This is a genomic window from Streptomyces sp. NPDC045021 (assembly GCF_056432645.1).
This window is the reverse complement of record NZ_JBWKIQ010000012.1, coordinates 1-22,684: the sequence shown is the minus strand read 5'-3', so window position 1 is coordinate 22,684 and position 22,684 is coordinate 1. Positions and strand designations below refer to the sequence as shown.

Sequence of the window (22,684 nt, the reverse complement as noted above, 5' to 3'; positions counted from 1 at the left end):
GTCCGAAGGTGCGGCCGGGTGCCGGGTCGCTGGTCGGAGCCGGTGCGACACAAAAGGTATAAATAGTAACAGTTGGTGACATTGTGGTTTCTTCTCTCTAGTCTCTCGTCCGGCATCGAGTGAAGGGACTTGAGCATGAGACGACAGCTATCGGCGATCACCGCGGCCTGTGTGGCCGCGGTGATCGCGTTGGGCTGTGGCACCGCTGCCACCGCCACCACCGCGAGCACGAATCTGGACGGCGGCAAGGCAGCGAAGGGCCTGTGTGCCCCGGGCGTACCGATCGGCCCGGAGGGCGAGAAGTTCTACGACCCGCCGTCGCCGCTGCCCAAGGGCAACCACGGCGACCTGATCTGGGCCCGCCGCGTCGACGCCCCCAAGGGTGCGAGCGCCTGCCGGATCCTGTACCGCTCGACCCTCCAGACCGGTAAGCCCGTGGCCGTCTCGGGCATCGTGGCCTGGCCCGACGCCCCCGCGCCGCGCAGCGGCCGTAACGTCGTGGCGTGGGCCCACGGGACCGTGGGCGGACCGCGGCAGTGCGCGCCCTCCGCGGTGCCGAACCCGGCCACCGACCTGGTGGACTACTTCACCTACGACAGCCCCTGGGGCATCGACGTCGGCGTACCGGCCCTGACACAGTTCCTGCGCTCAGGTGACGTCGTGGTCGGCACCGACTACCAGGGCCTGGGCACCCCCGGTGTGCACCAGTACACCGTCGCCGTCACCGAGACGAACAACGTCCTGGACTCGGCCCGGGCGGCCCGCCGGATCACCGCCACCCACGCGAACCGCAAGGCGGCCGTCCTGGGCTGGTCGCAGGGCGGCGGCGCGGCGGCGTTCATCGCCCAGAACTACCGCGCGTACACCCCCGAGACCCAACTGGTGGGCATCGCGGCCCTGGCGCCTGCGGCCAACCTGGGACCGGACTTCAGGGGCCTGGTGCTACCCGGCCCGACCGATGCCACCTCGGCCGCACACAACGCGGCGCTGCGCACCAACGTCTACCGGGGCTTCCTCGCGGCCTACCCCGAGCTGAAGGCCACGGACGTGCTCAAGCCGGCTGGTCTGCAGGCGCTGCAAGGTGACGGGGTGGCGTGCATCGAGCACTTCTCGGACGTGATCCAGAACAACGTGGGCAACGTCGGCCAGCTCGACACCCTGTTCCAGCCGCTGACGATGGTGCCGGAGGCCTGGCACCAGCGCTTCAGCGAGAACACCGCGGGCCTGGTGGCCTCGGTGGCACCGATCCTGGTGATGCAGGGGACGGCGGACACCGTCATCAACCCGAACTCGACTGACGAGTACGTGAAGCGGGCCTGCAGCTTCAACAAGCCGGTCGAGTACACGAAGTACCAGGGGGCCACGCACCAGACGATCCCCAACGTCGCGGAGCCGGAGTACCTGGCCTGGATCGCGGACCGCTTCGCGGGCCGTCCCGCTTCGTCCAACTGCGCCTGACACGAGGCGGCGCAACTGCGAAGGCTCCCGGCCGGTAGACCATACCAGCCGGGAGCCTTCGTACGTCAGGGACCAGGCCTTGGGGTCAGAGCCCCCCAACAGACCGGTGCGGGACCGGCCGATGGACCACCGACGCCACCGGACCCCTGCCCCACACCTACGACCGCATCGTCGCGACCGTCGCCGTCAGCCCCATCCCCACCAGTTGGCTGGTCGCACTGCGGCCCAGCGGCCGGCTGGTCACCACCCTTACCGGCACCTCGCTGATCATCACCGCGGACAAGCAGCCCGACGGCGGAGCCCTGGGCCGAGTCGAGTGGGACCAGGCCGGATTCATGCACGCCCGCACCACCAACGACTACCCGCCCGGCCACGGCGAGCAGTTCGCCGCGGTGCGCGACCTGGACGGCGAGCAGATCACCACCGGCCGCTACCCCGTCCTCGACGTCGACAATGCCTGGGACGTCCGCAGCATGTACGAACTCACCACCCCGCACACCACCCACCACTACATCCAGGACCCCGATGGCACCCGCACCGCCTGGATCCTGCACCCCGACGGCTCCTGGGCCCGCGCCACCGGACTCCACCGCGACCCTCCCACCGTCCACCAGACCGGCCCGCAACGCCTGTGGGATGCACTGGAGCGGATCCGTACCCAGCGGATCGATGCACAGTAACGAGCCACCGCGGCCGGAAGCTGCGTGGTTTGATTCCTCGCAAGTCCTTGGACTCCGCGGGAGAGTCCTCCACGGGCGTGACCTGTCTCACCCTTTTCTGGCTGAAGCTTCGTCAGTTTCCTGTTCAGCGGCGTCTCGCCGGGTTTTCCCGGTGAGCCTGGCAGGATCCGTCAACAGACTGTCATTGCGGCCGTCCCCGCGGCGGATACAGGCTGTGACCGTGCTGATGCGACGTGTTGTGGTGATTGTCTATTCCGGGGTGCAGGCGCTGGACATCGCCGGTCCGATCGAAGTGTTCGACACCGTCAACCGGCTGTTGGCCGAGCCGGGGACGGGCTACCGGATCGAGTGGGTCTCCGCCCACGCGCCCTTGGTGCGCACCTCCTCGGGGTTGGTGATCCAGGCCGAGCCGCTGGACGCGGGCGAAGGCCCGATCGACACCCTCCTGGTTCCCGGTGGTTGGAGCTTGAAGGAGGCGTTGGCGGACCGGGCGCTGATCTCGTGGATCGGGCAGGCCGCCGCCCGGTCGCGGCGGGTCGCGTCGGTGTGCGGGGGAGCGTTCCTGCTGGCGGAGGCGGGGCTGTTGGACGGGCGGCGCGCCACCACCCACTGGGCGTACTGCGAGGAGATGGGCCGCCGATATCCGCAGGTGACGGTGGATCCGGGACCGATATTCGTCTGGGACGGCCGGTACGTGACCTCCGCCGGGGTGTCCACCGGTATCGACATGGCTCTGACACTGGTGGAGGCCGATCACGGAGCGGCGATCGCGCTGGAGATAGCCCGGTACCTGGTCCTGTTCTTCAAACGGCACGGCGGGCAGCCGCAGTTCAGCGCGATTCTGGACGCTCAGCTGGCCGACCGGGCGCCGGTGCGGGCCGCGCAGGAATGGGTTCTGGCCGGCCTCGATCGTCGGCTGCCGGTCTCCGAGCTCGCACAGCGGGCCAACATGAGTCCCCGAAACTTCGCCCGCGTCTTCCTGCGCGAGGTGGGCACGACACCTGGCCGGTACGTGACGCGGATGCGTATCGTGCGGGCCCGCGAACTGCTGGAGACCACCGATCTGCCGGTCGGCCACATCGCCCGCCGCTGCGGCTTCCCCAACGCCGAAACATTCTGCCGCTCGTTCGGCCGTGCGGTGGGGCCCACTCCGGGCGAGTACCGACAGCGATTCCAGGCCATTTCGCCGTCAGGTCTCATTGTCGAGCCGGACCGGGCCGAGAGGAGCGCGGTATGACAGCCCGAGTGCGCCTTGTCGACTACCTTGCCGCGGAGTTGGGCCGGATCGGTGTCACGTACATGTTCGGCGTAGGTGGTGCGAACATCGAGGACCTGTACGAGGCCGTCCATGGCGCGACGGAATCGGTCCGCGGCATTGTGGCGAAACACGAGTTCTCCGCTGCCACCATGGCCGACGGGTACGCCCGTGCCACGACGCGTCTGGGCGTCGTCGCGGCCACCTCGGGCGGCGGTGCGATGAACCTGGTGCCTGGGCTGGCGGAAGCGTACGCCTCGCGGGTTCCGGTGCTGGCGTTGGTGGGGGAACCGCCGACCGTTCTCGCCGGGCGGGGAGCGTTCCAGGACTCCAGCGGTCAGGCGGGCTCCTTCGATGCGCTCGAGCTGTTCGGGCCCGTCACTCGCTTCTGCGCCCGGGTCGTCGAACCGGACTCCATCATCTCGTTGTTGGCGCGGGCGGTCGCGGTGGCGCGGAGGGATCCCAAGGGACCGGCGGTGTTGCTTCTGCCCAAGGATGTGCAGCAGGCGTTCGTCACGGTTCCCGGGCCACGCGTGGCGGCGCACACCCCGCCGGCGGCGCTGCCGGAGGCTGCGGCCTTGGACCGTGCGGCGGCCGTGCTGCGTGGCGCGGACCGCGTGTTGCTGATCGCGGGTGAAGGGGTGGCCGCGGCCGGCGCGCGGGCCGAGCTTTCCGAGGTGGCGAGGCGGCTCGGCGCCTGGGTGGCAGTCACCCCGGACGCCAAGGACGTGTACGACAACCACGATCCCCGGTTCGTCGGAGTGGCCGGGGTGATGGGACATCCGAGCGTCGAGGACTGTCTGCGGCGGGCAGAGGCGTGTGTCCTTGTGGGTACCCGGCTGCCGGCAATGGCGCGTGGCGGATTGGACCGGGCGCTGGCAGACATCCCACTGATCTGCGTCGACCCCGAACCGCCGTTCGTGCCGGGCATCGCGCTGCACGGCAGTGTGCGCGACACCCTGCGTGCACTGACCCGTCGGCTGGAACCGGCTGCGCGCGCCTGCCCCGCGCACATAGACCCCACCCGGCTGCCACTGCCACTGCCGCCGGCCAACAGTGGCAGCACGTCCCACGCCGATGCGTTCGCCGCAATCGCTGCGGCGTTGCCGCAGGACGCGCATGTCTTCGTGGATGCCGGCAACACGGGAGCCGGCGCGATCCACCTGCTGCCCGCCCCACGGCATGGCCGCTTCGTGGTCGCGGTCGGCATGGGCGGTATGGGCTACACCTTCGGAGCGGGCATCGGCGCCGCGCTGGCCACCGGGCGGCGCACCTACGTGCTCGCCGGGGACGGGGCGTTCTTCATGCATGGGATGGAAGTGCACACCGCGGTGGAGTACGCCGTGCCCGTCACCTTCGTGATCCTCAACAACAACGCGCACGGGATGTGCGTCACGCGCGAGCACCTGTTCCAAGGCGGCGCCCGCGAGGACAACGTGTTCCTCCCGTCCGACATCGCCGCCGGCGTCGCCGCGATGTTCCCGACTCTCGACGTGACCCGGGCCCGCAACGCGGCGCAGCTGCGCCAGGAGCTGCTGAGGAGCAACACCGGCGGCGGTCCGGCATTCGTCGCCGTGGATGTCGACCGCCGCGAAATCCCACCGTTCCTTCCCTTCCTGACCGCCCCTGGTCGCAAGCCGATCGACACTGAGGAGACTGCAGATGAACGCGGACCGGTCCATGTTGGCTGATGTCCCCGGACTGATACGGGTGGAGAACACCAGCACCGAGCAGATGGCCGCCCGTTGCCTGGAGATGACCCCTGACGTCCACCAGCACCAACAGGTCTACGGGCAGTACTGCACCATCCAGGCGTACGCCGACTGCCCGCCGGAGCAGACCTACGAGTACCTGAGCCAGGGACACCACCTGGAGGAGTGGACCTTCAGCCTGCGCGGCTTCGCGCCGACCGAAACCCCGGGGCTGTGGGCCGGCTGGGACCTGCTGGCGCAGGACACCCGAATCTACTGCACGGTGGTGGCCAACCCCGAGGCCATGACCGTCGACTATCACTGTGCCTGGGACCAGGGCGACAAGCTCTGGATGATCTACCTGATGCGTGTCCTGCCCGCACCGCTGGTGCTCGACAAGCCGGGTTCGGTGATCACCTGGACCAACTGCCGGCACCCGTCCTACGACGACAACCCGCGCCCCGAACTCGCGCCCAGCGCGGACCGGCCATGGGTGGGCGACTACTGGGACCTGTTCTACGCCGGCCACACCGTGGAGATGGCGAACCTCACAGCGATCCTGGAGCACCGACACCGAGGCGGCCTGCCGGTCAGCGTGCCGCCGGGCAGGACGGTGACCCGGTGACGACGGTGAGCCTCATCGACGTCGCCGGCTATCTGCCCGGTGAGCCAGTTCCCGCCGAGTTCTACACCGGCTACCAGGGCGCGCAGGACACCCTCCGCGACAACCCGATGTTCCGGGTCCCGCCACTGCGCCACCACGTGGCCGCCGACGAGACCAACGTCGACATGGTCGAGCGTGCGGTACTCCCGCTGATCGAGCGGCACGGCCGGGACGAGATCCGGTCCGTGGACGTCCTCCTGGTGCACAGTCAACTGCCGGACATGCCGTTCGTGGGCGCCGGCACGGAGGTGGCACGCCGGCTGGGTCTGCATCCCGAGTGGCTGATCGACGTGGCCAACGCCGGCTGCGCGTCCTTCGTCTTCATGCTCGGACTGGCCCAGCAGATCCTCGCCACCACGGATGCCAGGACCGCCCTGGTCTGCAACGCGCAGAGCGCTGCCGGCCGGCTCTTCACCCAGTCCGAGGTGCGCGGCCTCGCCCAGGCAGCAGTCCCCGGCGACGGGTGCGGCGTGGGATATCTGACAACATCACACGCTGCCCCGCTACTCGGCGTGGAAACCCTGCACGTCGGCGAGTACGCGGGGGACATGACGATGGTGCGGGACGACGGCCGCAGGTACTGGGAACCCGGGCCGTCTCCGCTGCGGATCGGGTTCACCGAGGCCGGCCTCTCGCAGGTGCTGGCCCGCGGCAACCGGCTCGTTCCACAGGTCGTCACCACCCTGTGCGGGCGGCTCGGGAAAGCCACGACCGAGATCGACGTGCTGGTGACCAATCAGCCCAACCGGACCTTCCTGCGGAACTGGCGGGAAGCGTTGGAACTGGCCCCCGATCGGCACCCGGACACCTTCGACCGATGCGGCAACCTGTTCGGAGCAGCCATCCCGGTCACCCTGGACCACGCCATCCGCTCCGGACACGTCAAGGACGGCAGTCTCGTGGTGCTGGGCGGGTTCGCCCACGCCGGGGACTTCGCCGGAGCCGCGGCGGTCCGGTGGCACGGGCAGGGGTAGTTGATGATTCCACCTCGGCCCGCGGTCGGCCGCGGCCGGTGTCGGAGCCCTGACGGCAGCCGACCCGCCCGCAGTTGCTGAGCCATCGCCCAGTCAGAGCAAGGCTCAGTGAGCTTGTTCCGCTTTGACGGACACCCTCGGTGTGGTGGTCAGGCGGCGGTTGCGGACTCGTAGTCGGCGGGGCTGCGGTAGCCGAGGCTGCTGTGCAGACGGTGCAAGTTGTACCAGCCCTCGATGAAATCGAAGATCGCGGTGTGGGCGGCGGCCCGGCTGGGCCAGGCGGTAGTTCCGAGCAACTCGCGCTTGATGGTGGCGAAGAACGACTCGGCCAGCGCGTTGTCCCAGCACTGTCCGGTGCGGGTGTGTCAACTTGACGGCTGATCGTGGTTGTTGAGGTTCAGTTGTTGGTCGGCGTTAGCCGGCCCTCGAAGGCGATCTGGAAGGCGTTTAGGGGCGCCTTACAGCGCATCGTCCAGCGCTTGCGGCCCTTGCCGGTCGGATCCAGGCTCATCAGTGCCAGGTAGACGCACTTCAGGGCGGCGGCCTCGGTGGGGAAGTGGCCGCGGGCCCGGACGGCCTTGCGTATCCGCGCGTTGACGGACTCGATGGCGTTCGTCGAGCAGATGACGGTGCGGCTTGGTCAACTGCTGCAACAGCCCGCCCGCACCGGTCAGCGGGTGTGGGGGCTTCCTTGGTGATTGGCGTATGCCTGGCGGCGGGGCGCGCACCAGGGATCGCTCAGCTCGCGGGGAGCGTCATGCAAAGCGTGCGGTATTCCCGTCACTCATGAGCGCCGGGAATACCGGGTGGGGAACGTCAGCGGCCGTCGAGGCATCACTCGTAGCGCCATGCTGCCTCTAGGTAGTGCTGTTCGGCGGGGATGCCGGGCCGCGGTGGGCCAAGACGGCGTGCCGCTTCCATCGACGCTGCTCCCCGCGCGGGCCCGGGCACGGCTCGCGGCCGACCCCAGACGCACGCTGCTCTCCGCCTGCGCGGGGATGGACCCGCTGTCGTCGTGCTGACCAGTGCGTGCGTCATCTACTCCCCGCCCGCGCGGGGATGGACCCCAGGAGACCGGTGCGGGCGGCCGGACCAACCCTGCTCCCCGCCTGCGACTCCGGTCCGCAAGGGCGCAGCCCACGAGTGACTCAGTGGGTTCCTCATTCCAGAGCGGCCTCCGTGACCGCCCCGCGGCGCAGCGCGTCATGCGGCGCCGTCTTGGCGTCCTCGACAGCGAACGCGGTGACGCGAGCCGCAGCGACGCTGTGACCTGGGAGACCATCGCAGGCTGGGCAACATCCGCCGGCCGGGGCTGGTACCTACACCTCACGGGGCGGGGCCCGGCCCAGCCGCGTCTGCCTGTTGGAGTCCGTCACCTTCGGTTCGTCCACGCTCGGCACAGTACTCAGCTCATACGTATGAGCCGAGAGCTGTGGGGCCGCACGGTCGACGATCTCGGTCACCGCATAGCCGCGCCGACCGCCCCGGCCCCGGATGCCACTGAATGCCAGCAGAGCTGATCAGGTGACAGAAACCGTGTCCGGCCACGGCAGCCGGGTGCGGGAGCTGTGGACGCGGTTGAATCCCACCGGCCGCACAACGCACGGAGGAAGGGGACTGCCATGACCGGCGAGGACATCCTCCTGGGGATCGCCCTGACCGTCGCCCTCGCCACCGGCTCGCAGATCCTGGCGAACAAGCTGCACGTGCCCGCCCTGATCCTGCTGCTGCCGGTCGGCTTCACCGTGGGCGCAATGACGGACATCATCCATCCCGCGCGGCTCGTCGGGGCGGACTTCCCCGCGCTGGTGTCGCTGTCCGTCGCGGTGATCCTGTACGACGCCGGTCTGGGACTTGACCTGCGCAACCTCAAAGGCGAGACCCGCAGCATCGTGGGACGGCTGCTGAGCATCGGCATCGTGGTCACGTTCTTCGTCGTTGCGGGCATCGGGCCGGCGCTGTTCGGTATCCCACTGCGGGTAGCGGCGATGATCGGCGTGATCCTCGTCGTGTCAGGCCCCACCGTCGTGGGGCCGCTGCTCGAGTATGTCCGGCCGACGGAGAAGGTACGGCGCATCCTGATCTGGGAGGGCACCCTGACCGACCCGATCGGCGGCATCCTGGGGGCCGTGGTGTTCCATGCCGTGGCGACCAGCGGCCAGATCGACATCGGCCGGGGCTACCAGACCGGGCAGTTCCTCATCAGCATGGGCGTGGGAATCGCGGGCGGCGCGGTGGGTACCGCTCTCCTCTGGCTGGCGCTGCGCGTGCTCCGGCTCGGCGAGACGCTCGGCACTCTGGCGCAACTGGCCACGGTGGTCGTCGTGTCCGCCGGCTGTGACATCGCCCGTGACGACACCGGCCTCATCGCGGCGATCGTCACCGGACTGGCCGTCACCAACCTTCCCGGCTTGGACATGCCGGCCCGCAGGCCGTTCCTCGGGACGCTCGTCCAGCTGATCATCGGCCTGCTGTTCATCTCCATCTCCTCGGCCGTCACCCCCGCGTCGGTGGTGCCCGTGCTCGTCCCGTCATTGGTACTGATCGTGATCCTCGTCCTCGTCGTGCGGCCACTCGTGGCGTACGCCGCCGCCCGGGGATCCACTTTGACCGGTGGGGAGTGGGGATTCCTGGGATGGATGGCGCCGCGCGGTATCGTCGCCGCCTCGACCGCGTCCGCCTTCGCCGCGACCCTGGTGGCGAAGGGGCTGCCGGGCGCCGCCAAAATTCTCCCGATCACCTTCCTGGTGATCGTCGGAACGGTCCTGCTGTACGCCCTGACCGCCGCGCCCGTGGCCCGGCGGCTGGGCGTCGTCCGGCCGACGCGGACCCGGCCGCTCCTGGTGGGTGGAGACCCGTGGGTGATCGCCCTGGGGAAGGCCCTGGATTCGGCAGGGCTCGACGTGCTGATGTGGGCCGGGCTCGAGGAGGAACGCGAGCGGATCACCGCGGCCGGGATCGAACTCGCGCACGGGGAGATGCTCGCGACCGCGACCAACCCCCGGGCACGTCTGGAAGGCGTCACGGCGGTATTCCTCCTCACCAACGACGACGACTTCAACGCGCTCGCCTCGGTCGTGGTCAAGGACAACGTCCAGGGGCCCGTCTACCGGGTGGGCCCGCCCCGCGACAGCCACGGCGTGGTCGCCCCGTACACCGGAGGCGACATCCTCTTCGGCCGGCCGCTCGTCCGTCACCTCATCGCGGCACGCTACCAACGGGGCGCCCGCTTCCTGCTGCAGCCCGGCTCCCAACCGGTCCCGCCGGACCACGACATCCTCTTCGTCGTCCGCCTCGACGGCCGACTGGACCCGGTCACCGAGACGAGGACGATCACCCCGCTGCCCGACGACACCGCCGTCCTGCTGGGCCCCGCATGATGTCCTGGGCCACCCGCTTCCGGGTGCGGCAGTACGCCAAGGCGAGTCTGTGGATCGTCCCGCTGCTCGGGCTCGTGCTCGGTGTCGCCCTGGCCGAGGCCGCGGCCGCCGCCGACGGATCGTCCTGGCTGCCACGCACCTGGCAGTACTCGGCGACGACCGCCAGCAGCGTCCTGAGCTCCGTCGTGGGATCCATGATCGCCCTGCTCGGATTCGTCGTGACCATCGGCGTTCTCGTCATCCAGCAGGCCACCGGCACCCTGTCCCCGCGCTACATGCGGCTCTGGTACCGCGACCGGCTGCAGAAGGCCGTCCTCGCCACCTTCACCGGCACCTTCGCGTTCGCCTACACCCTGCTGCGGAGCATCGAGACGGACTCCGTTCCGAACCTCGGTGTGACCCTGGCGGGAGTCGCCGTCGCCGTCAGTCTTCTTCTGCTGCTGATCTATCTCAACCGTTTCACCCACAATCTGCGACCGGTGGCCATCGCTGACATCGTGGGACGCCTGGGCGAGCGGGTCCTCGTCCAAGTCGCGGCCCGCCTACGGGGGTACGCGGGTGAAGCGGAGGAAGCGGGGACCGGTGGGCCGGAGCGGCCGGCCGGCCCCGTGACCCGTATCCGGTCCGAACGCGGCGGTGTCATCCAGGCGTTCAACGCGCGCGGGATGGTTGCACTGGCGACACGACACGGCTGTGTCCTCGTCCTGGCCGCGTCCGTGGGCGACTTTGTGCCCCCCGGAGCCACCATCGTCGAGGTTCACCACGGTGGATCCCCGCCCGACCCTGGCCGGGTGACCGACCTCCTCGCCCTCGGGGCCGAGCGGACCATCGAGCAGGACCCGGCCTTCGCCCTGCGCATCCTGGTCGACATCGCCATCCGCGCGCTCTCGCCCGCCGTGAACGACCCCACCACCGCCGTCCAGGTGTTGAACCACATCGAGGCGCTCCTGCACGCCGTCGGCCATGCCGGCCTCCGCAGCCGATATGTGCTCGCCGACGACCGTGGCCGGCCACGCCTCGTGGTACCCGGCCGAGCCTGGGAGGACTATCTCGATCTCGCCGTCACCGAGATCCGCGATTACGGCGCGACGTCCACCCAGGTGTGCCGACGACTTCGGGCTCTATTGGACGGCCTGCTCACGGCGCTGCCCGAGGAGTACCTGCCCGCCGTCCGCGCCGAGCTCGAACTCCTCGACGACGCGGTCGCACGGGAATTCACCGACTCCGCCCGGAAGAGCAGGGCCCGGACCCCCGACCCTCAGGGCATCGGCGGCGGACGGCGCCCGTAGGGCGCACCACCCGCCACTCTGCCGTTTGGGATGCCCGGCCCGTAGGGAGGCGGACGCCCAACCCGTCTGCGACGGGACTCTTGCCGGCACCCTTTCGGCCGTTCCGCACCGAGGCGTCACAGAACGCCCATGATCACCTCGATCGTTGACGGCGTCACCTCACTGCCGCCCACGCTGCCGCTCAATCGCCTCGTCCAGGGTCGACGCCGCCATGATGAGCGACAGGTGAGTGAACGCCTGCGGGAAGTTGCCGAGCTGCTCACCGCTGGGGCCGATCTCCTCGGCGAACAGGCCCACGTGGTTGGCGTAGGTGTGCATCTTCTCGAAGGTGTACCGCGCCGGACGGATGCGTCCGGCCCGCGCCAGGGCATCGACGTACAGGTACGTGCAGAGGCTGAACGTACCCTCCGAGCCACGCAGCCCGTCCGGGGACGCTGCAGGGTCGTAGCGGTACACCAGGCTGTCCGAGACGAGCTTGCGTTCCATCGCGTCCAGGGTCGACAGCCAGCCCGGACTCTTCGCGGCGAGGAAGCCGACGCGCGGGATCAGCAGGAGGGAGGCGTCCAGGACGTCGCCGTCGTAGTGCTGCACCAGGGCCTGTTCGCTCTGGCTCCAGCCCTTGTCCATGACCTGATCGAGGATGTTGTCGCGCGCCTGGCGCCAGCGCGGGATGTCCGCGGGCCGACTGAGCTCGGTGGCCAGCCGCATCCCGCGGTCGAAGGCGACCCAGCACATCACCCGGCTGAAGGTGAAGTCCTTCCGGCCGCCGCGCGTCTCCCATACGCCCTCGTCGGGGCGGTCCCAGTTGTCAGCCAGCCAGTCCAGCGTCCGGGCCAGCCCCTTCCACCCGTGATAGCCCAGCTCCACGCCGACATCCATGCCTTCGGCCATCGCGTAGAGGGCCTCCCCGTAGATGTCGAGCTGCAGTTGGTCGGCGGCGGCGTTGCCCGCCCGGACCGGTCTCGATCCCCGGTAGCCCTCCCAGTGGTCGAGGATCTCCTCGGTCAGGTGCGGGTCGCCGTCGACCCGGTACATGATCTGCAGCCGCTCACCGGGCAGGTCCGCCCGGTCATGCATCCGGTCACCCAGCCACTTGGTGAACGCTGACGCCTCCTCGGTGAACCCGAGGTCGAGCAGCGCCCGTACCGACAGAGCGCCGTCCCTCACCCACGAGTACCGGTAGTCCCAGTTGCGCTCCCCGCCGACCTGCTCGGGCAGGCCCATGGTGGCGGCGGCGACCGGTGCCCCCGTCGGGTGGTAGGTGAGGAGCTTGATCGTGATAGCGGAGCGGTTGACCATCTCGGCCCATCGGCCACGGTAGTGCGAGGTGTGCAGCCACTTCTGCCAGAAGTCGACCTCCTGCCACAGCTTGGCCGTGATGTCCTCGACCGTGAGGGGAGGCGGCGCCCCACCGTTGGCGGCGGACGTGGTGAACACGGCGGCGGCGGTCTCCCCGGCTTCCAGGGTGATGCTGCCCTTCACGTCCTTCCCGTCCCGCTCGAGCGGGAAGCTCGCCTGCAGATGGCCGGCGATCCTTGGACCGCGGAAGACGGCCCCCTCAGGTCTCAGATCGAGTTCATGCTCGGCCCGCCCGTAGTCGAACCGCGGCCGGCACTCCAAGGTGAAGCGCACGGTGCCGCGCACCGCCCGGATCACCCGCATCAGGCTGTGCCGGTCAGTTGGAGTGCGGCTCGTGTTCGCGGGCATCCAGTCGAGGACCTCGCCCACGCCCTCGGGTGACATGAACCGCGTGACCAGCACCCCGGTGTCCGGGTAGTAGAGCTGCTTGCACGACACGTCCGAGTGGACGGGCGCCAGCCGGAAGTACCCGCCGCGGTCGTGGTCGAGCAGCGAGGCGAAGACGCTGGGCGAGTCGAACCTCGGCGAGCAGAACCAGTTGACCACGCCTTGCGAGGACACCAGAGCGGCGGTCTGCAGGTCTCCCACCAGTCCGTGGTCAGCGATCGGCGGATAGCGGTCCATGAGCGTCCAATCGTGGGAGTGCTACTGCACGTCCACTATCCGACACGCCGAGTCACGGGACACGGACAACTCGCCGCAAGCAAGGCAATCGGGCAACTGTCGCAATCGGCCGTCGCCTGACTGCTGCCTGCACGACGGTGCGTCGTGCCTGACACCGCGGCCGATGAACACAGTGACACACGCGGGAACCAGCCCGACGGGCACGAACAGGCGGCACCGGCCGCCTTGCTGTCGTCGACCCACAGCGGGTGGGCGATGAACTGATCTGTGGCGCCACCAAGGGCGAGCCCGGCCGGCCGTGGTGCCGGGGGAGACCTGGACCCGTTCGTGCAACGGGATGTCCAGGCAGACATCCAGCAGTCCGTGCCATAGGGCGTGGAAGAGCGCGGGTAGGACCTCGATCGGGTCGCCGACCGCCTGAACCCTCTCGATCAGCGGCCTGGGTGAAGCGAACGTCTCGAGGACGGCGGCTGTCAGGTCCGGGTGGCCGTTGTTGCGGGGGTGGCGGTAGCCGGCCAGCCAGCGCAGGTTCGCCTGCGGGACCGGGTCCAGGGGTTGCAGGCGCCGGTAGCTCCGGCCGACCTGCGTGCACGCGGCGCTCAGCGTGGCCGCGGCGGCCGCCGCCCGTGGGCCGCCGGCGTCCAGGTGGCTGGGGCAGTCGGCCAGCAGGCCGGTGCCGTCGGTGTACCGGGCGAACAGGTAGGGCACCCAGGCGCGCACCTCACCGAGGCCGGTGCGCCACAGCACCCGCACCGGCCGGGGAACGGACGCCCCTTCCCCGGCCGGCTTTCAGCTACCAGGTGACAGTGTCGAGTTCGGCGCGCGCGGGCGCCTGCACCACCTGCAAGGGGGAGGGCAGGGCCGTCCACGCACAGCGCACCTAGGTCAGGTCCCCGCTGGCATCAAGGACGGGCGGAAGGTCCGGATCAGGCAGCGGGCGCGTCTGGCAAGAACGGTCAGGCCATATGGCTGGACCTCCGGTCGGAAGGTCCAGCCATATGGGTGAGTGGCGCGTCAGCGCAGCGTCGCCTCGATGAACGAAAACGGCGTCGGGCGTGGCACGATGCGGTCCATGGTGAAACCGGCCGAGTCCAGGAGTGCCCGGTACTCCTCGGCGGTGCGCTCGCGTCCGGTCAGCATCGCCAGCATCGTGAGGTCGATCACCTTGGCTGGGTGCGGTACGTCACCGGGCGGGATCACGGCCTCGACGAGAACGACCCGGGCGCCGGGCTTGGCCGCTTCCGCGATGCTGCGCAGGATCTGCCGGCAGGACTCATCGTCCCAGTCGTGGAGGATGTAGGACAGGACATATACGTCCGCGGCTGGCACGGCCTGGAAGAAGTCGCCGCCAACACCCTGGACGCGGTCGGCCAGGCCGTGGGCGGCCAGGGTCTTCTGCGCCGCCGCCACGACCTCCGGACGGTCGAACACGATGCCGCGCCGGTAGTCGTCGGCCAGTAGCTGTGCGAGCATCGAGCCGTCCGCGCCGCCGATGTCGGCGACAACGGCACCCTCCGGCAGTCGGTACCCCTCGAACATGGCGGCCCTCAGGCTGCTGGTGACGTTTGCGAAGGCACGATTCTGCAGTTCCACCTTCTCGGCGTTGGTGGAGATCCAGTCGAAGAACGGCTGGCCGTAGTATCGCGTGGCCGCGGTCTCCCCGGTCAGCGCCGTATGCAGCAGGTCACCGAACGGCGCATAGTGCGTCTCCATCCAGTAGAGCGCGCCGTACCGCACGGAGTCGGGACGGTCCTCGTTCAAAGTCGCGCCCAGCTCAGTGATTTCCACCTCCTCAGCGTTGGTGCGGAAGACACCGAGCGTGGCCAGGAAACGGATGATTCGCCCCAGCGCGTCGGCGTTGGCGTGCGTCTCGGCGGCGAGCTGGTCGACCGTACGCGGCCCGCCGCTCAAGATGGTGGCGATGTCGAGCTTGGCCACCACGTACAGCGCCTGCGAAACCTGGAATCCTGCTATCAGCTGCAGCATCTGAAGCTGCGCGGGGATCGGCGGCGGCACGTTGTCGGTGGTGCTCACGAGATGGCCCCTGTCCTTCGTAGCGGTAGTAGTTGATCCTTCATCGTCAGTGGCGAAGGCTCGTGGCGGCGGTCTCGATCAGGTCCGCGACCGGCTTGGGGTCGGTGGCCATCACCAGGTGTGGTGCGTTCACCTCCACGGTGTGCGCATGGGCGCGGGCCGCCATGAATCGCTCCAGGTTCGGGGCGATCGACCGGTCCTGCTTCGCGACCAGGTACCAGGAAGGGATCGACTTCCAGGCAGGTGAACCTGAGGTCTGCGTCACCGAATCCAGGCTCAGTGGCCTCTGCTCCACCGCCAGCGCCTGCTCCTGTGCGCGGGGCAGTTCGTTGTCGAGGAACACCTCGCCGTACTTGGCGGGGTCGATCGTCAGCTCGGTGCCCTTGGTGCCGTCGTTCTTGGGGTAGCTGGTGGGGGTTGCGGGAACGGCTGGGATCTGGGTGCCGAGTGCGCTGCTGTTGAGGCTCTGCAGCGAGTCTCCCTTGTCTGGCGCGAAGGCTGCGATGTACACGAGCGCCTTGACGTTGCCGTTGCCGACGGCAGCGTTGGTGATGACCGCGCCGCCGTAGGAGTGGCCAACGAGGATGATCGGGCCGGAGATCTGGCTGAGCACGCTGGAGATGTAGCCGGCGTCCGAGGCGAGCCCGCGCAGCGGGTTGGGGGGTGCGACCACCGGATAGCCGTCCTTCTGCAGGCGCTTGGCTACGCCGGTCCAGCCGGCCGCGTCCGCCCACGCGCCGTGCACGAGCACCACGGTCGGCTTCACCGCCGGTCGGTGGGCGGCAGCGGCGGGTGGCTGGGCTGCGGGGGTGTCGCGATGGGCGCTGGCAGGCGTGGCCCAGGCGACCAGCGACAGGGCGGCGGCTGATGCCGCGGCGAGAGGGAGGGCACCAGCGATCCACTTGATGTGCTTCATGAGGAGCTTTCCTTTGGGTAGGTGGCGGCGCTCAGGGGAGCGCGGTCACGGTTACAGGGCGCGGAGTGCCGTCGTGATGAAGTCGGCGGTGCGCACGGGCTGGGCGATGAAGGACGCGTGGGAGCCGTTGACCTCCTCCACTGTCGCGTTCATCCGCTTGGCCATGAAGCGTTGCGCATCGGGGGAGATCGCGTTGTCGTGGTCGGCCACCAGGTACCAGGAGCGAAGCGTCTTCCATCCGGCGGCGGTGGCGTTCTCGGTGAGGGCGGCGACGGCCAGGGGCCGCTGGGCGGAGTACATGATGCGGGCCAGATCGGTGGGGACGTCGGCGCAGAAGGTCGCACGGAATGCGTCCTCGTTGATGAACAAGTCCGGTCCGTGCTGGGCGCCGGGTGCGTCGTAGGGCGTGGGCTCCGCGGTGGCGGCCAGCATCGAGGCGGGGAACGGTGCCTGGACGCTCGCGCAGCTCTCGCCGACATCGGGGCTGAAGGCGGCCAGGTAGATGAGGCTGACCACGTTGGGCAGCGACGCCGAGGCTTGGGTGATCACCGCGCCGCCATAGGAGTGGCCGACGAGCACGACGGGCCCCTCGATGGCGCTCACGACGGCGGCGATTGCCGCAGCGTCGCCGGCAAGGCCGCGCAGCGGGTTGGCGGGGGCGACCACCCGGTATCCGGCGGTGGCCAGTTCGCGGATGACGCCGCCGAAACCGGAGGCGTCGGCGAAGGCGCCGTGCACGAGCACGACCGTGGGCTGGAGTGGCTGAGACATGCTGGGTTCGGGTTTCCCGTCTGCTCGTTGCCAGGCGATGCCGGCGGCGGAACGTTGACGGTTCCCATGCTGTTCGTCGGGGTGGCCCGGGCACATCCGGGACTCCCGGGCGCAGATGCCCAGTGCCTGGGCAGCCTCACCCCAGTGAGGCGCCCAGCTGGGTGCGCGAGGTGATGCCGAGCTTGGTGAAGACCTTCCCCAGGTGGTACTCGACAGTGCGGGCGCTGATGAACAGCCGGGTGCCGATCTCCGGGTTCGTCAGGCCCTCTCGCGCCAACTTCGCGATCTGCTGCTCCTGCGGGGTGAGTTCCCCGTGATCTGCCGCGCGACGCTGAGCAGCGCTCTCGCCGGTCGCCCACAGCTCACGTCTGGCGCGCTCGGCGAACGCGGCCATGCCCATCGATTCGAGCATCCGGTGCGCCGTTCTCAGCTCGTCGCGGGCCTCACCGCGTCGACGCTGCCGGCGCAGCCACTCGCCGTAGACCAGGTGGGCGCGGGCCAGCTCGGCCCGAACGCCGGTGCGCGTGAGGCGCTCGATTGCCTCGCGGTAGTGGCCGTCGGCGTCCGCTCCCGGCGTGGTCAGTGCGCGGGCCCTGGCGTAGACGCCGATCGCCCAGTTGGTGCCGCTGCTGTGTGCGGCGTCGCCGAGCTCGCGACAGGCGTCCTGCGCCGTCTCGGGGTGCCCGCTGTGTACGGAGGCCTCGACCAGTTCGGCGAGGGCCCAGGGCCGGACGGCGACGCTGTTGGGGTTCTCAGCCGCCCGCTGCGCCGCGGCCTGTGCCGCCTGGGGCAGGCCGAGGCCGTTGTGTAGCACCGCGTCCGCCCACGCACCGATGGTCTGTGCGATCCCTTCCCCGCGTGGGCCGGCGTCGCGGAGCAACGGCTCCAGCAGGGCGGAGAGTTCGGCCGCCTGGCCGCGGAACGCGGCGACGATCACCGGGCCGTACGAAGCCAGGACGCGGGTCCCCCCCGCGCTGTTCGAGGTGACGATCAGCTCATCGGCCATCACCGCAGCCGCATCCAGGTCGCCGCCCCACGCCAGCAGGGCCACACGGGAGATCAGCGCGATCGGCAGCTCGGCTGCTGCCCCCTCACGGCGGCAGAGCTCTACCAGGCGGTCGGTGAGGGCTGCCCAGCGGAGTTCGTCCCGTGCGCCGGCGGCCGCGGCCATGGCCAAAGACAGCCACCGGATCTCTGTCCCAAGGAGCATGCCAGGGCCGCTGAGCCTGCTCAGGGCGCCGGTGAGCTCCGCCAACGGGGCGACCATGCCGTCCATGGGCGGCAGGAGTTCGGCGAGCCGATCACGCTGCGGCTCGTGCGCGCCAGCCGGAGGTGCGAGGTGGTGTGGATGATCTGGCGTCCAGGCACTGAGCGGTCCGCTGCTCTCGGCGGCGCGCGCCGCCGCCGGGACATTTGCCTCCGGTGCGGCGGCGGTTCCTGCGAAGAGGGCGGCGAAGATCGCGTCCAGGTGCGTCATGCGGGACAACTCGGGGTCGAGTGGCCGGAGCCGCCGCGCGAGGTCCAGGAGCCTTGCCGATACTTCGCCGCCCCAGCTCACGTGTGCGACCAATCGTGCCCGCACCAGCTCAGCGCGAGCCCGGTCCGCTGGACTCATCGGCCCCGACTCGGCGATCGTCAACAGATCATGAGCCGCTGAGGGGTCGCCTGCAGGGACCTTCGTGCGCGCCGCTTCGAGTGCCCTTCGTGTCCGCTCCGCCGGGTCCGGGGTGAGCAGCGTCGCCTTCTCCAAAAATGCGGCCGCGGCAGTCATGCCCCCGCGTGCCCTGGCCCGATCCGCGGACCGTTCCAGTTCCCCTGCCACTTCTTCATCCGGCCCCTCAGCCGCCTGTGCCCTGTGCCACGCGCGGCGGTCGGGGTCGGTGTCGGGGTCTGTCGCCTCGGCGAGAGCCGCGTGGGCCTCGCGCAGTTCGCGGGCCGTCGCGCAGCGGTAGGCGGCCGCGCGCGCCGTTGGGTGCCGGAAGCGCACGCGGGCGCCGAACTCCATCAGGCCAGCCTCCGCGATCGCCTGTGATGCTGATGGGTGGATCCCCATCCGTGCGGCGGATCGCCACAGCAGGGTCGAGTCCCCTTGCGGTTCGGCCGCGGCGAGTACCAGGAGGAGCCTGCTCTCGGCGGGCAGGGCATCGCTGCGGCGGCGGAACATCTCCTCCGCGCTGTCGGGCAGGTCTATCGCTCCCGGTATTCCGAACCCACCCGCCATCCGGCTGGCGGCGATGTCCTTCGGCAACTCCACGAGGGCCAGGGGATTGCCCTGGGTTTCCGCGATGATCTGATCTCGCACGCGCTCATCGACCTTGCCGGAGACCCTTGAGTCGAACAGGGTCTTTGCGTCCTGGTCCGACAGACCCGCGAGTTCCAGATGCGGGAGGCCGGTGAATTCGGCACTCACAGTGCGGGAGGTGAAGACCAGCCCAAGGGCTTCGGTTCCGAGGCGGCGTGCGACGAAGGCCATGACCTGGGCGGAGGCACGGTCCAGCCAGTGAGCATCGTCGATCAGGCACAGGAGCGGCTGTTGCGCGGCCGCCTCCGCGAGCAGACCCAGCACCGCCAAGCCAACCAGAAGGCGGTCGGGAACGGGACCGACGCTGACCCCGAAGGTGACGCGCAAGGCCTGCGCCTGCGGCTCGGGCAGCTCCTCTAGCCGGCCAAGGAAGGGAGCACAGAGCTGATGCAACGCGGCGAACGCAAGCTCCATCTCGGACTGGACGCCGGAGACAGTCACCACGCGCAGGTCACCGGCGTTCGCCTTGGCAGCGTCCAAAAGCGCCGTCTTGCCGACACCCGGATCACCCGCTAGCACCAGAACCCTGCTCTCCCCGGAGCGAACGGCACTCAGGAGCTCGTCGAGAGCGGCCCTCTCGGTGTCCCGACCGATCAGGCGCCAGCGCCTCGGAGGCAGGCACCCAGGTGTCGCGGCGGAACTGGCGTCCGCCCGGCGCGCTCCGAAGGAGACGTCGCTGTGAGGTGCCCGTGTATTGCCGGTGTTCATCAGCAGCCCAGTGCGTCAAGCATCGTCATATGTGACATGGTACTACTCGGAGCGAGGAGCATCCTGGGCGCTCAAGAACGCCCAATCGGCCGTGCGTGTGCGAGCCCTGCACCAAGGGTCGACGTCCACCCAACTGTGATGGGCAAGCTGAATGTGGGTCTCGCAGGAAGCGAAGAGGTCGCGGGCGTTAGTGGGCGGTTCGCGAGCCTTTGAGGCGTTCTGTGGTCGCCTGATGGTGTGGGGTGTGGGCGGCATCCACGGGATCGCGGTGCGGGGTCTGCTGGGGTTGGGGGGTGAGTGAACGCAAGCCGCATCCCAGCGACTTATCGGCCAAGCAGTGGTCGTTGATCGAGCCGGTGATCACCGCGTGGAAGGACCGGCACCGCTCGGTGAGCGGTCATCAGGGCGCCTACGACATGCGGGAGACCGAGAACGCGATCCCGGCGGCAGTACTCCTCCGGCCGCCCGCCGTTGCCGTCCAGCGACGTCGGCCACGGCAACTCCGCCGCGATGACCTGCCACTCCGTGTCCGTGGTGTCCGAGGTGTAGCGGCGGGACCCGGCCGGATGACGGCGGTCGTGACCGAACCGGCAGGTCAGGCACGGGTAGTCGGCTTGCCTGTCCGGGGCTACAGCGGGGGTTGCAGGGGCGTATCACGGCACGACAGGACTTCTTGGCGCGACTGGGCTTCGACACCGCAGTTGCTGCCAAGAGGTCCTGGCCGTGCAGGTCACTTCGCCGATTCCCACCCGTCCTCGACGATCAGTTGTTTAGGGGGTTGGAGTGGCGGGGCAGAGCATTGTGCGCGACCGCTTTTCCTCGCGACGGGGCCAGCAGGGCCCTCGTTGCGTCGCGGAGTGGTCAGTAGTGTGTGCCGTTCCAGGTCCATCGTCCGACCTCGATGCCGGACTGGCCCCAGGGGGTGGAATAGACGGCATCGCCGTTGGCCGAGGTGCGCAGGTCATTCATCCCGCTGTAGGTCGAGAGTTCGTTGTAGTCGCCGTTCCACAGCTGCCCGGCGTTGAGGGCGCTGTCGCACGGGCTCAGCCACACGGCGTTCGTGGCGGTCTTGTCGTCCGTGGTGAGGCACTTGCCGGTGGACGAGCTCTTCAGCTGGCGGTAGGTAATCCCGCTGGGGTAGGCGGTATAGGAACTGCCCCAGTTCCAGTAGGTGCCGGGCGACTGGTCGCAGGGGCCCGACCAGACGTTGCTGGTCGTGGTGGAGCCGGTGAGGCAGTTGCCCTCGTAGGCGTTCTTGTACACCCAGTCGGTCGCCGCGAACGCACTGGACATCGAGCCCGCCACGGTGAGCATGAGGGCGGCGAACATCATGGGCAGGGTCAGTCTCAGGGTCTTCCGAGATTTCATGATCGCGAGGATTGAGGACTGAAGCGATAACCATGTGAATCGAACATGAACATGCCGTGTCGCGATGGTCACGCTCTCGGCATGCACGCGTCAGCGAACCTCCGCACTCCGGCGTCGACAACGAGCGGCCTCACGCTCCACCACCGCCAGACACCGGAAATGATCAGTCTGTTCACAGGCTCTTAGGGGCGGAAGGTGCGGCGGTATGTGTCCGGGGGGACGCCGACGGTCCGGTGGAAGTGGCGGCGCAGGGTGGTGGCGGTGCCCATGCCCATGCCGGTGGTGGTGGCGGTGGTGTCGTCGGTGGTCTCCAAGAGTTCTTGGGCGTGGCGGATGCGTTGGGTGTGGAGCCACTGCAGCGGCGTGGTGCTGGTGAGTGATTTGAAGTGGCGGCACAGGTGGCGCGAGCTCATCCGTGCCTGCCGGGCCAGGTCTTCCACGGTGAGCGGCTCGTCCAGGCGTTGGAGGGTCCAGGGAAAGAGCTCGGCGAGCGGGTGGTTGCCGGGGTTGGGCACCGGGGTGGAGATGAACTGGGCCTGCCCGCTGGTCTTTATCTTCCGTCCGCGTCGTAGGGCGGGGACGGAAGGTTCCAGACGGAGTCTGACCGGCTGACGATCTTTCGAAGTTCGCGGGCGCTTCGTGGCGATACAGCCTGCATCACGGTGTCGAGGAGAACTCGGGCTTCGAGAGGGTCGCCGCAGCAGTACCAGTGCACGTTGCCCCACTCGTAGTCGTGCCACAGAGCACGCTCGGGCTGGCGGACGTAGTCCTTCCACAGGCCGACAGCCGTGCTGACGTCGCCCGGTTGCAGATAGTTTGGGGTGCGCTCGAGTCCGATGATCTCGGACAGCGCACGTGAAGACGGGCCGTCGATGACCGGCCGTGCACCCGTTGTCCGGTGGCTGCCGGCGGCGCCGTCACGGATCCGTCCTGGCCGCCTACGCGGCATGGACCTTTCGGTTCGTCGTCATGCGGTCCATGGCGCCACGGTCTCGAATGGCATCTCGAACGGATTCGCTCACCTGGGTATTCGCCGGACGTGGGGGGACGTGAGCTGGCATTGAGGTCCGCGCGAACATGTGTCCCATGAACAGTGCGTCGGAGGTTGAGATCGCAGGTGACCGGATCAAGGTGTGGTTCCGGTTTGTGCCTCGTGAGGGGTGGTTCCCTCAGGACACCGAAGGCCTGTGGGCAACCAGGCTCAGCGCGGA

At 69.2% G+C, this 22,684-nt stretch carries 15 protein-coding genes and 4 pseudogenes; 9 read left to right on the top strand and 10 right to left on the bottom strand.

Annotated elements, in window-relative coordinates; translation table 11 throughout:
- Positions 1–135 precede the first annotated feature (135 nt).
- From AC07DC_RS30655 to AC07DC_RS30630, 6 genes are all read left to right on the top strand, one after another.
- The gene (locus AC07DC_RS30655) at positions 136–1,458 is read left to right on the top strand and encodes a lipase family protein (RefSeq protein WP_478917748.1); all 1,323 of its coding nucleotides are present in this window, start codon (positions 136–138) and stop codon (positions 1,456–1,458) included.
- Between the two features lie 335 nt (positions 1,459–1,793).
- Positions 1,794–2,138 (top strand): hypothetical protein, encoded by a 345-nt coding sequence (locus tag AC07DC_RS30650; protein ID WP_478917747.1) that lies wholly within the window; start codon positions 1,794–1,796, stop codon positions 2,136–2,138.
- A gap of 226 nt (positions 2,139–2,364) precedes the next feature.
- The gene (locus tag AC07DC_RS30645; RefSeq protein WP_478917988.1) at positions 2,365–3,375 is read left to right on the top strand and encodes a GlxA family transcriptional regulator; all 1,011 of its coding nucleotides are present in this window, start codon (positions 2,365–2,367) and stop codon (positions 3,373–3,375) included.
- Positions 3,376–3,383: 8 nt separating this feature from the next.
- The gene (locus AC07DC_RS30640) at positions 3,384–5,084 is read left to right on the top strand and encodes a thiamine pyrophosphate-binding protein (RefSeq protein ID WP_478917746.1); all 1,701 of its coding nucleotides are present in this window, start codon (positions 3,384–3,386) and stop codon (positions 5,082–5,084) included.
- Positions 5,056–5,709 (top strand): SRPBCC family protein, encoded by a 654-nt coding sequence (locus AC07DC_RS30635; RefSeq protein ID WP_478917745.1) that lies wholly within the window; start codon positions 5,056–5,058, stop codon positions 5,707–5,709. The genes AC07DC_RS30640 and AC07DC_RS30635 overlap by 29 nt, the downstream gene beginning before the upstream one ends.
- Positions 5,706–6,722, top strand: a complete 1,017-nt coding sequence (locus AC07DC_RS30630) for a 3-oxoacyl-ACP synthase III family protein (protein ID WP_478917744.1) — start codon at positions 5,706–5,708, stop codon at positions 6,720–6,722. The genes AC07DC_RS30635 and AC07DC_RS30630 overlap by 4 nt, the downstream gene beginning before the upstream one ends.
- A gap of 149 nt (positions 6,723–6,871) precedes the next feature.
- Here AC07DC_RS30630 and AC07DC_RS30625 read toward each other — a convergent pair.
- Together AC07DC_RS30625 and AC07DC_RS30620 are read right to left on the bottom strand one after the other, a co-directional pair.
- Positions 6,872–7,084 (bottom strand): annotated as a pseudogene (locus tag AC07DC_RS30625) (integrase core domain-containing protein); the annotation flags it as partial.
- A gap of 35 nt (positions 7,085–7,119) precedes the next feature.
- Positions 7,120–7,356: pseudogene (locus AC07DC_RS30620) on the bottom strand (transposase); the annotation flags it as partial.
- A 988-nt stretch (positions 7,357–8,344) separates the two neighbouring features.
- Here AC07DC_RS30620 and AC07DC_RS30615 point away from each other — a divergent pair.
- The gene (locus AC07DC_RS30615; RefSeq protein WP_478917743.1) at positions 8,345–10,102 is read left to right on the top strand and encodes a cation:proton antiporter; all 1,758 of its coding nucleotides are present in this window, start codon (positions 8,345–8,347) and stop codon (positions 10,100–10,102) included.
- Entirely contained in the window at positions 10,099–11,391 is a 1,293-nt protein-coding gene (locus AC07DC_RS30610; protein ID WP_478917742.1) for a DUF2254 domain-containing protein, read from the top strand. The genes AC07DC_RS30615 and AC07DC_RS30610 overlap by 4 nt, the downstream gene beginning before the upstream one ends.
- Before the next feature lie 159 nt (positions 11,392–11,550).
- Here the strand turns inward: AC07DC_RS30610 and AC07DC_RS30605 are convergent, their stop codons facing one another.
- The 6 genes from AC07DC_RS30605 to AC07DC_RS30580 all read right to left on the bottom strand — a co-directional run bounded on the left by AC07DC_RS30605 (position 11,551) and on the right by AC07DC_RS30580 (position 20,105).
- On the bottom strand, positions 11,551–13,374 hold the full coding sequence (locus AC07DC_RS30605) for a glycoside hydrolase family 15 protein (RefSeq protein WP_478917741.1): 1,824 nt from the start codon (positions 13,372–13,374) through the stop codon (positions 11,551–11,553).
- A 21-nt stretch (positions 13,375–13,395) separates the two neighbouring features.
- Positions 13,396–14,127 carry a TnsA-like heteromeric transposase endonuclease subunit gene (locus AC07DC_RS30600; protein WP_478917740.1) on the bottom strand — a complete coding sequence of 244 codons (732 nt, stop codon included), beginning with the start codon at positions 14,125–14,127 and terminating at the stop codon, positions 13,396–13,398.
- A 261-nt stretch (positions 14,128–14,388) separates the two neighbouring features.
- Positions 14,389–15,408, bottom strand: a complete 1,020-nt coding sequence (locus tag AC07DC_RS30595) for a methyltransferase (RefSeq protein WP_478917739.1) — start codon at positions 15,406–15,408, stop codon at positions 14,389–14,391.
- Between the two features lie 46 nt (positions 15,409–15,454).
- Positions 15,455–16,324 carry an alpha/beta hydrolase gene (locus AC07DC_RS30590; protein ID WP_478917738.1) on the bottom strand — a complete coding sequence of 290 codons (870 nt, stop codon included), beginning with the start codon at positions 16,322–16,324 and terminating at the stop codon, positions 15,455–15,457.
- A gap of 51 nt (positions 16,325–16,375) precedes the next feature.
- Positions 16,376–17,095 carry an alpha/beta fold hydrolase gene (locus AC07DC_RS30585; protein ID WP_478917737.1) on the bottom strand — a complete coding sequence of 240 codons (720 nt, stop codon included), beginning with the start codon at positions 17,093–17,095 and terminating at the stop codon, positions 16,376–16,378.
- Between the two features lie 136 nt (positions 17,096–17,231).
- Entirely contained in the window at positions 17,232–20,105 is a 2,874-nt protein-coding gene (locus tag AC07DC_RS30580; protein WP_478917736.1) for an ATP-binding protein, read from the bottom strand.
- Positions 20,106–20,398: 293 nt separating this feature from the next.
- On the opposite strand from AC07DC_RS30580, the pseudogene AC07DC_RS30575 reads away from it, so the two are divergent.
- Positions 20,399–20,545: pseudogene (locus AC07DC_RS30575) on the top strand (transposase); the annotation flags it as partial.
- Positions 20,546–20,966: 421 nt separating this feature from the next.
- On the opposite strand, the gene AC07DC_RS30570 reads toward AC07DC_RS30575, so the two are convergent.
- Both AC07DC_RS30570 and AC07DC_RS30565 read right to left on the bottom strand, forming a co-directional pair.
- Positions 20,967–21,473 (bottom strand): hypothetical protein, encoded by a 507-nt coding sequence (locus AC07DC_RS30570; protein ID WP_478917735.1) that lies wholly within the window; start codon positions 21,471–21,473, stop codon positions 20,967–20,969.
- Positions 21,474–21,655: 182 nt separating this feature from the next.
- Positions 21,656–22,024: pseudogene (locus AC07DC_RS30565) on the bottom strand (helix-turn-helix domain-containing protein); the annotation flags it as partial.
- Between the last annotated feature and the right edge of the window lie 660 nt (positions 22,025–22,684).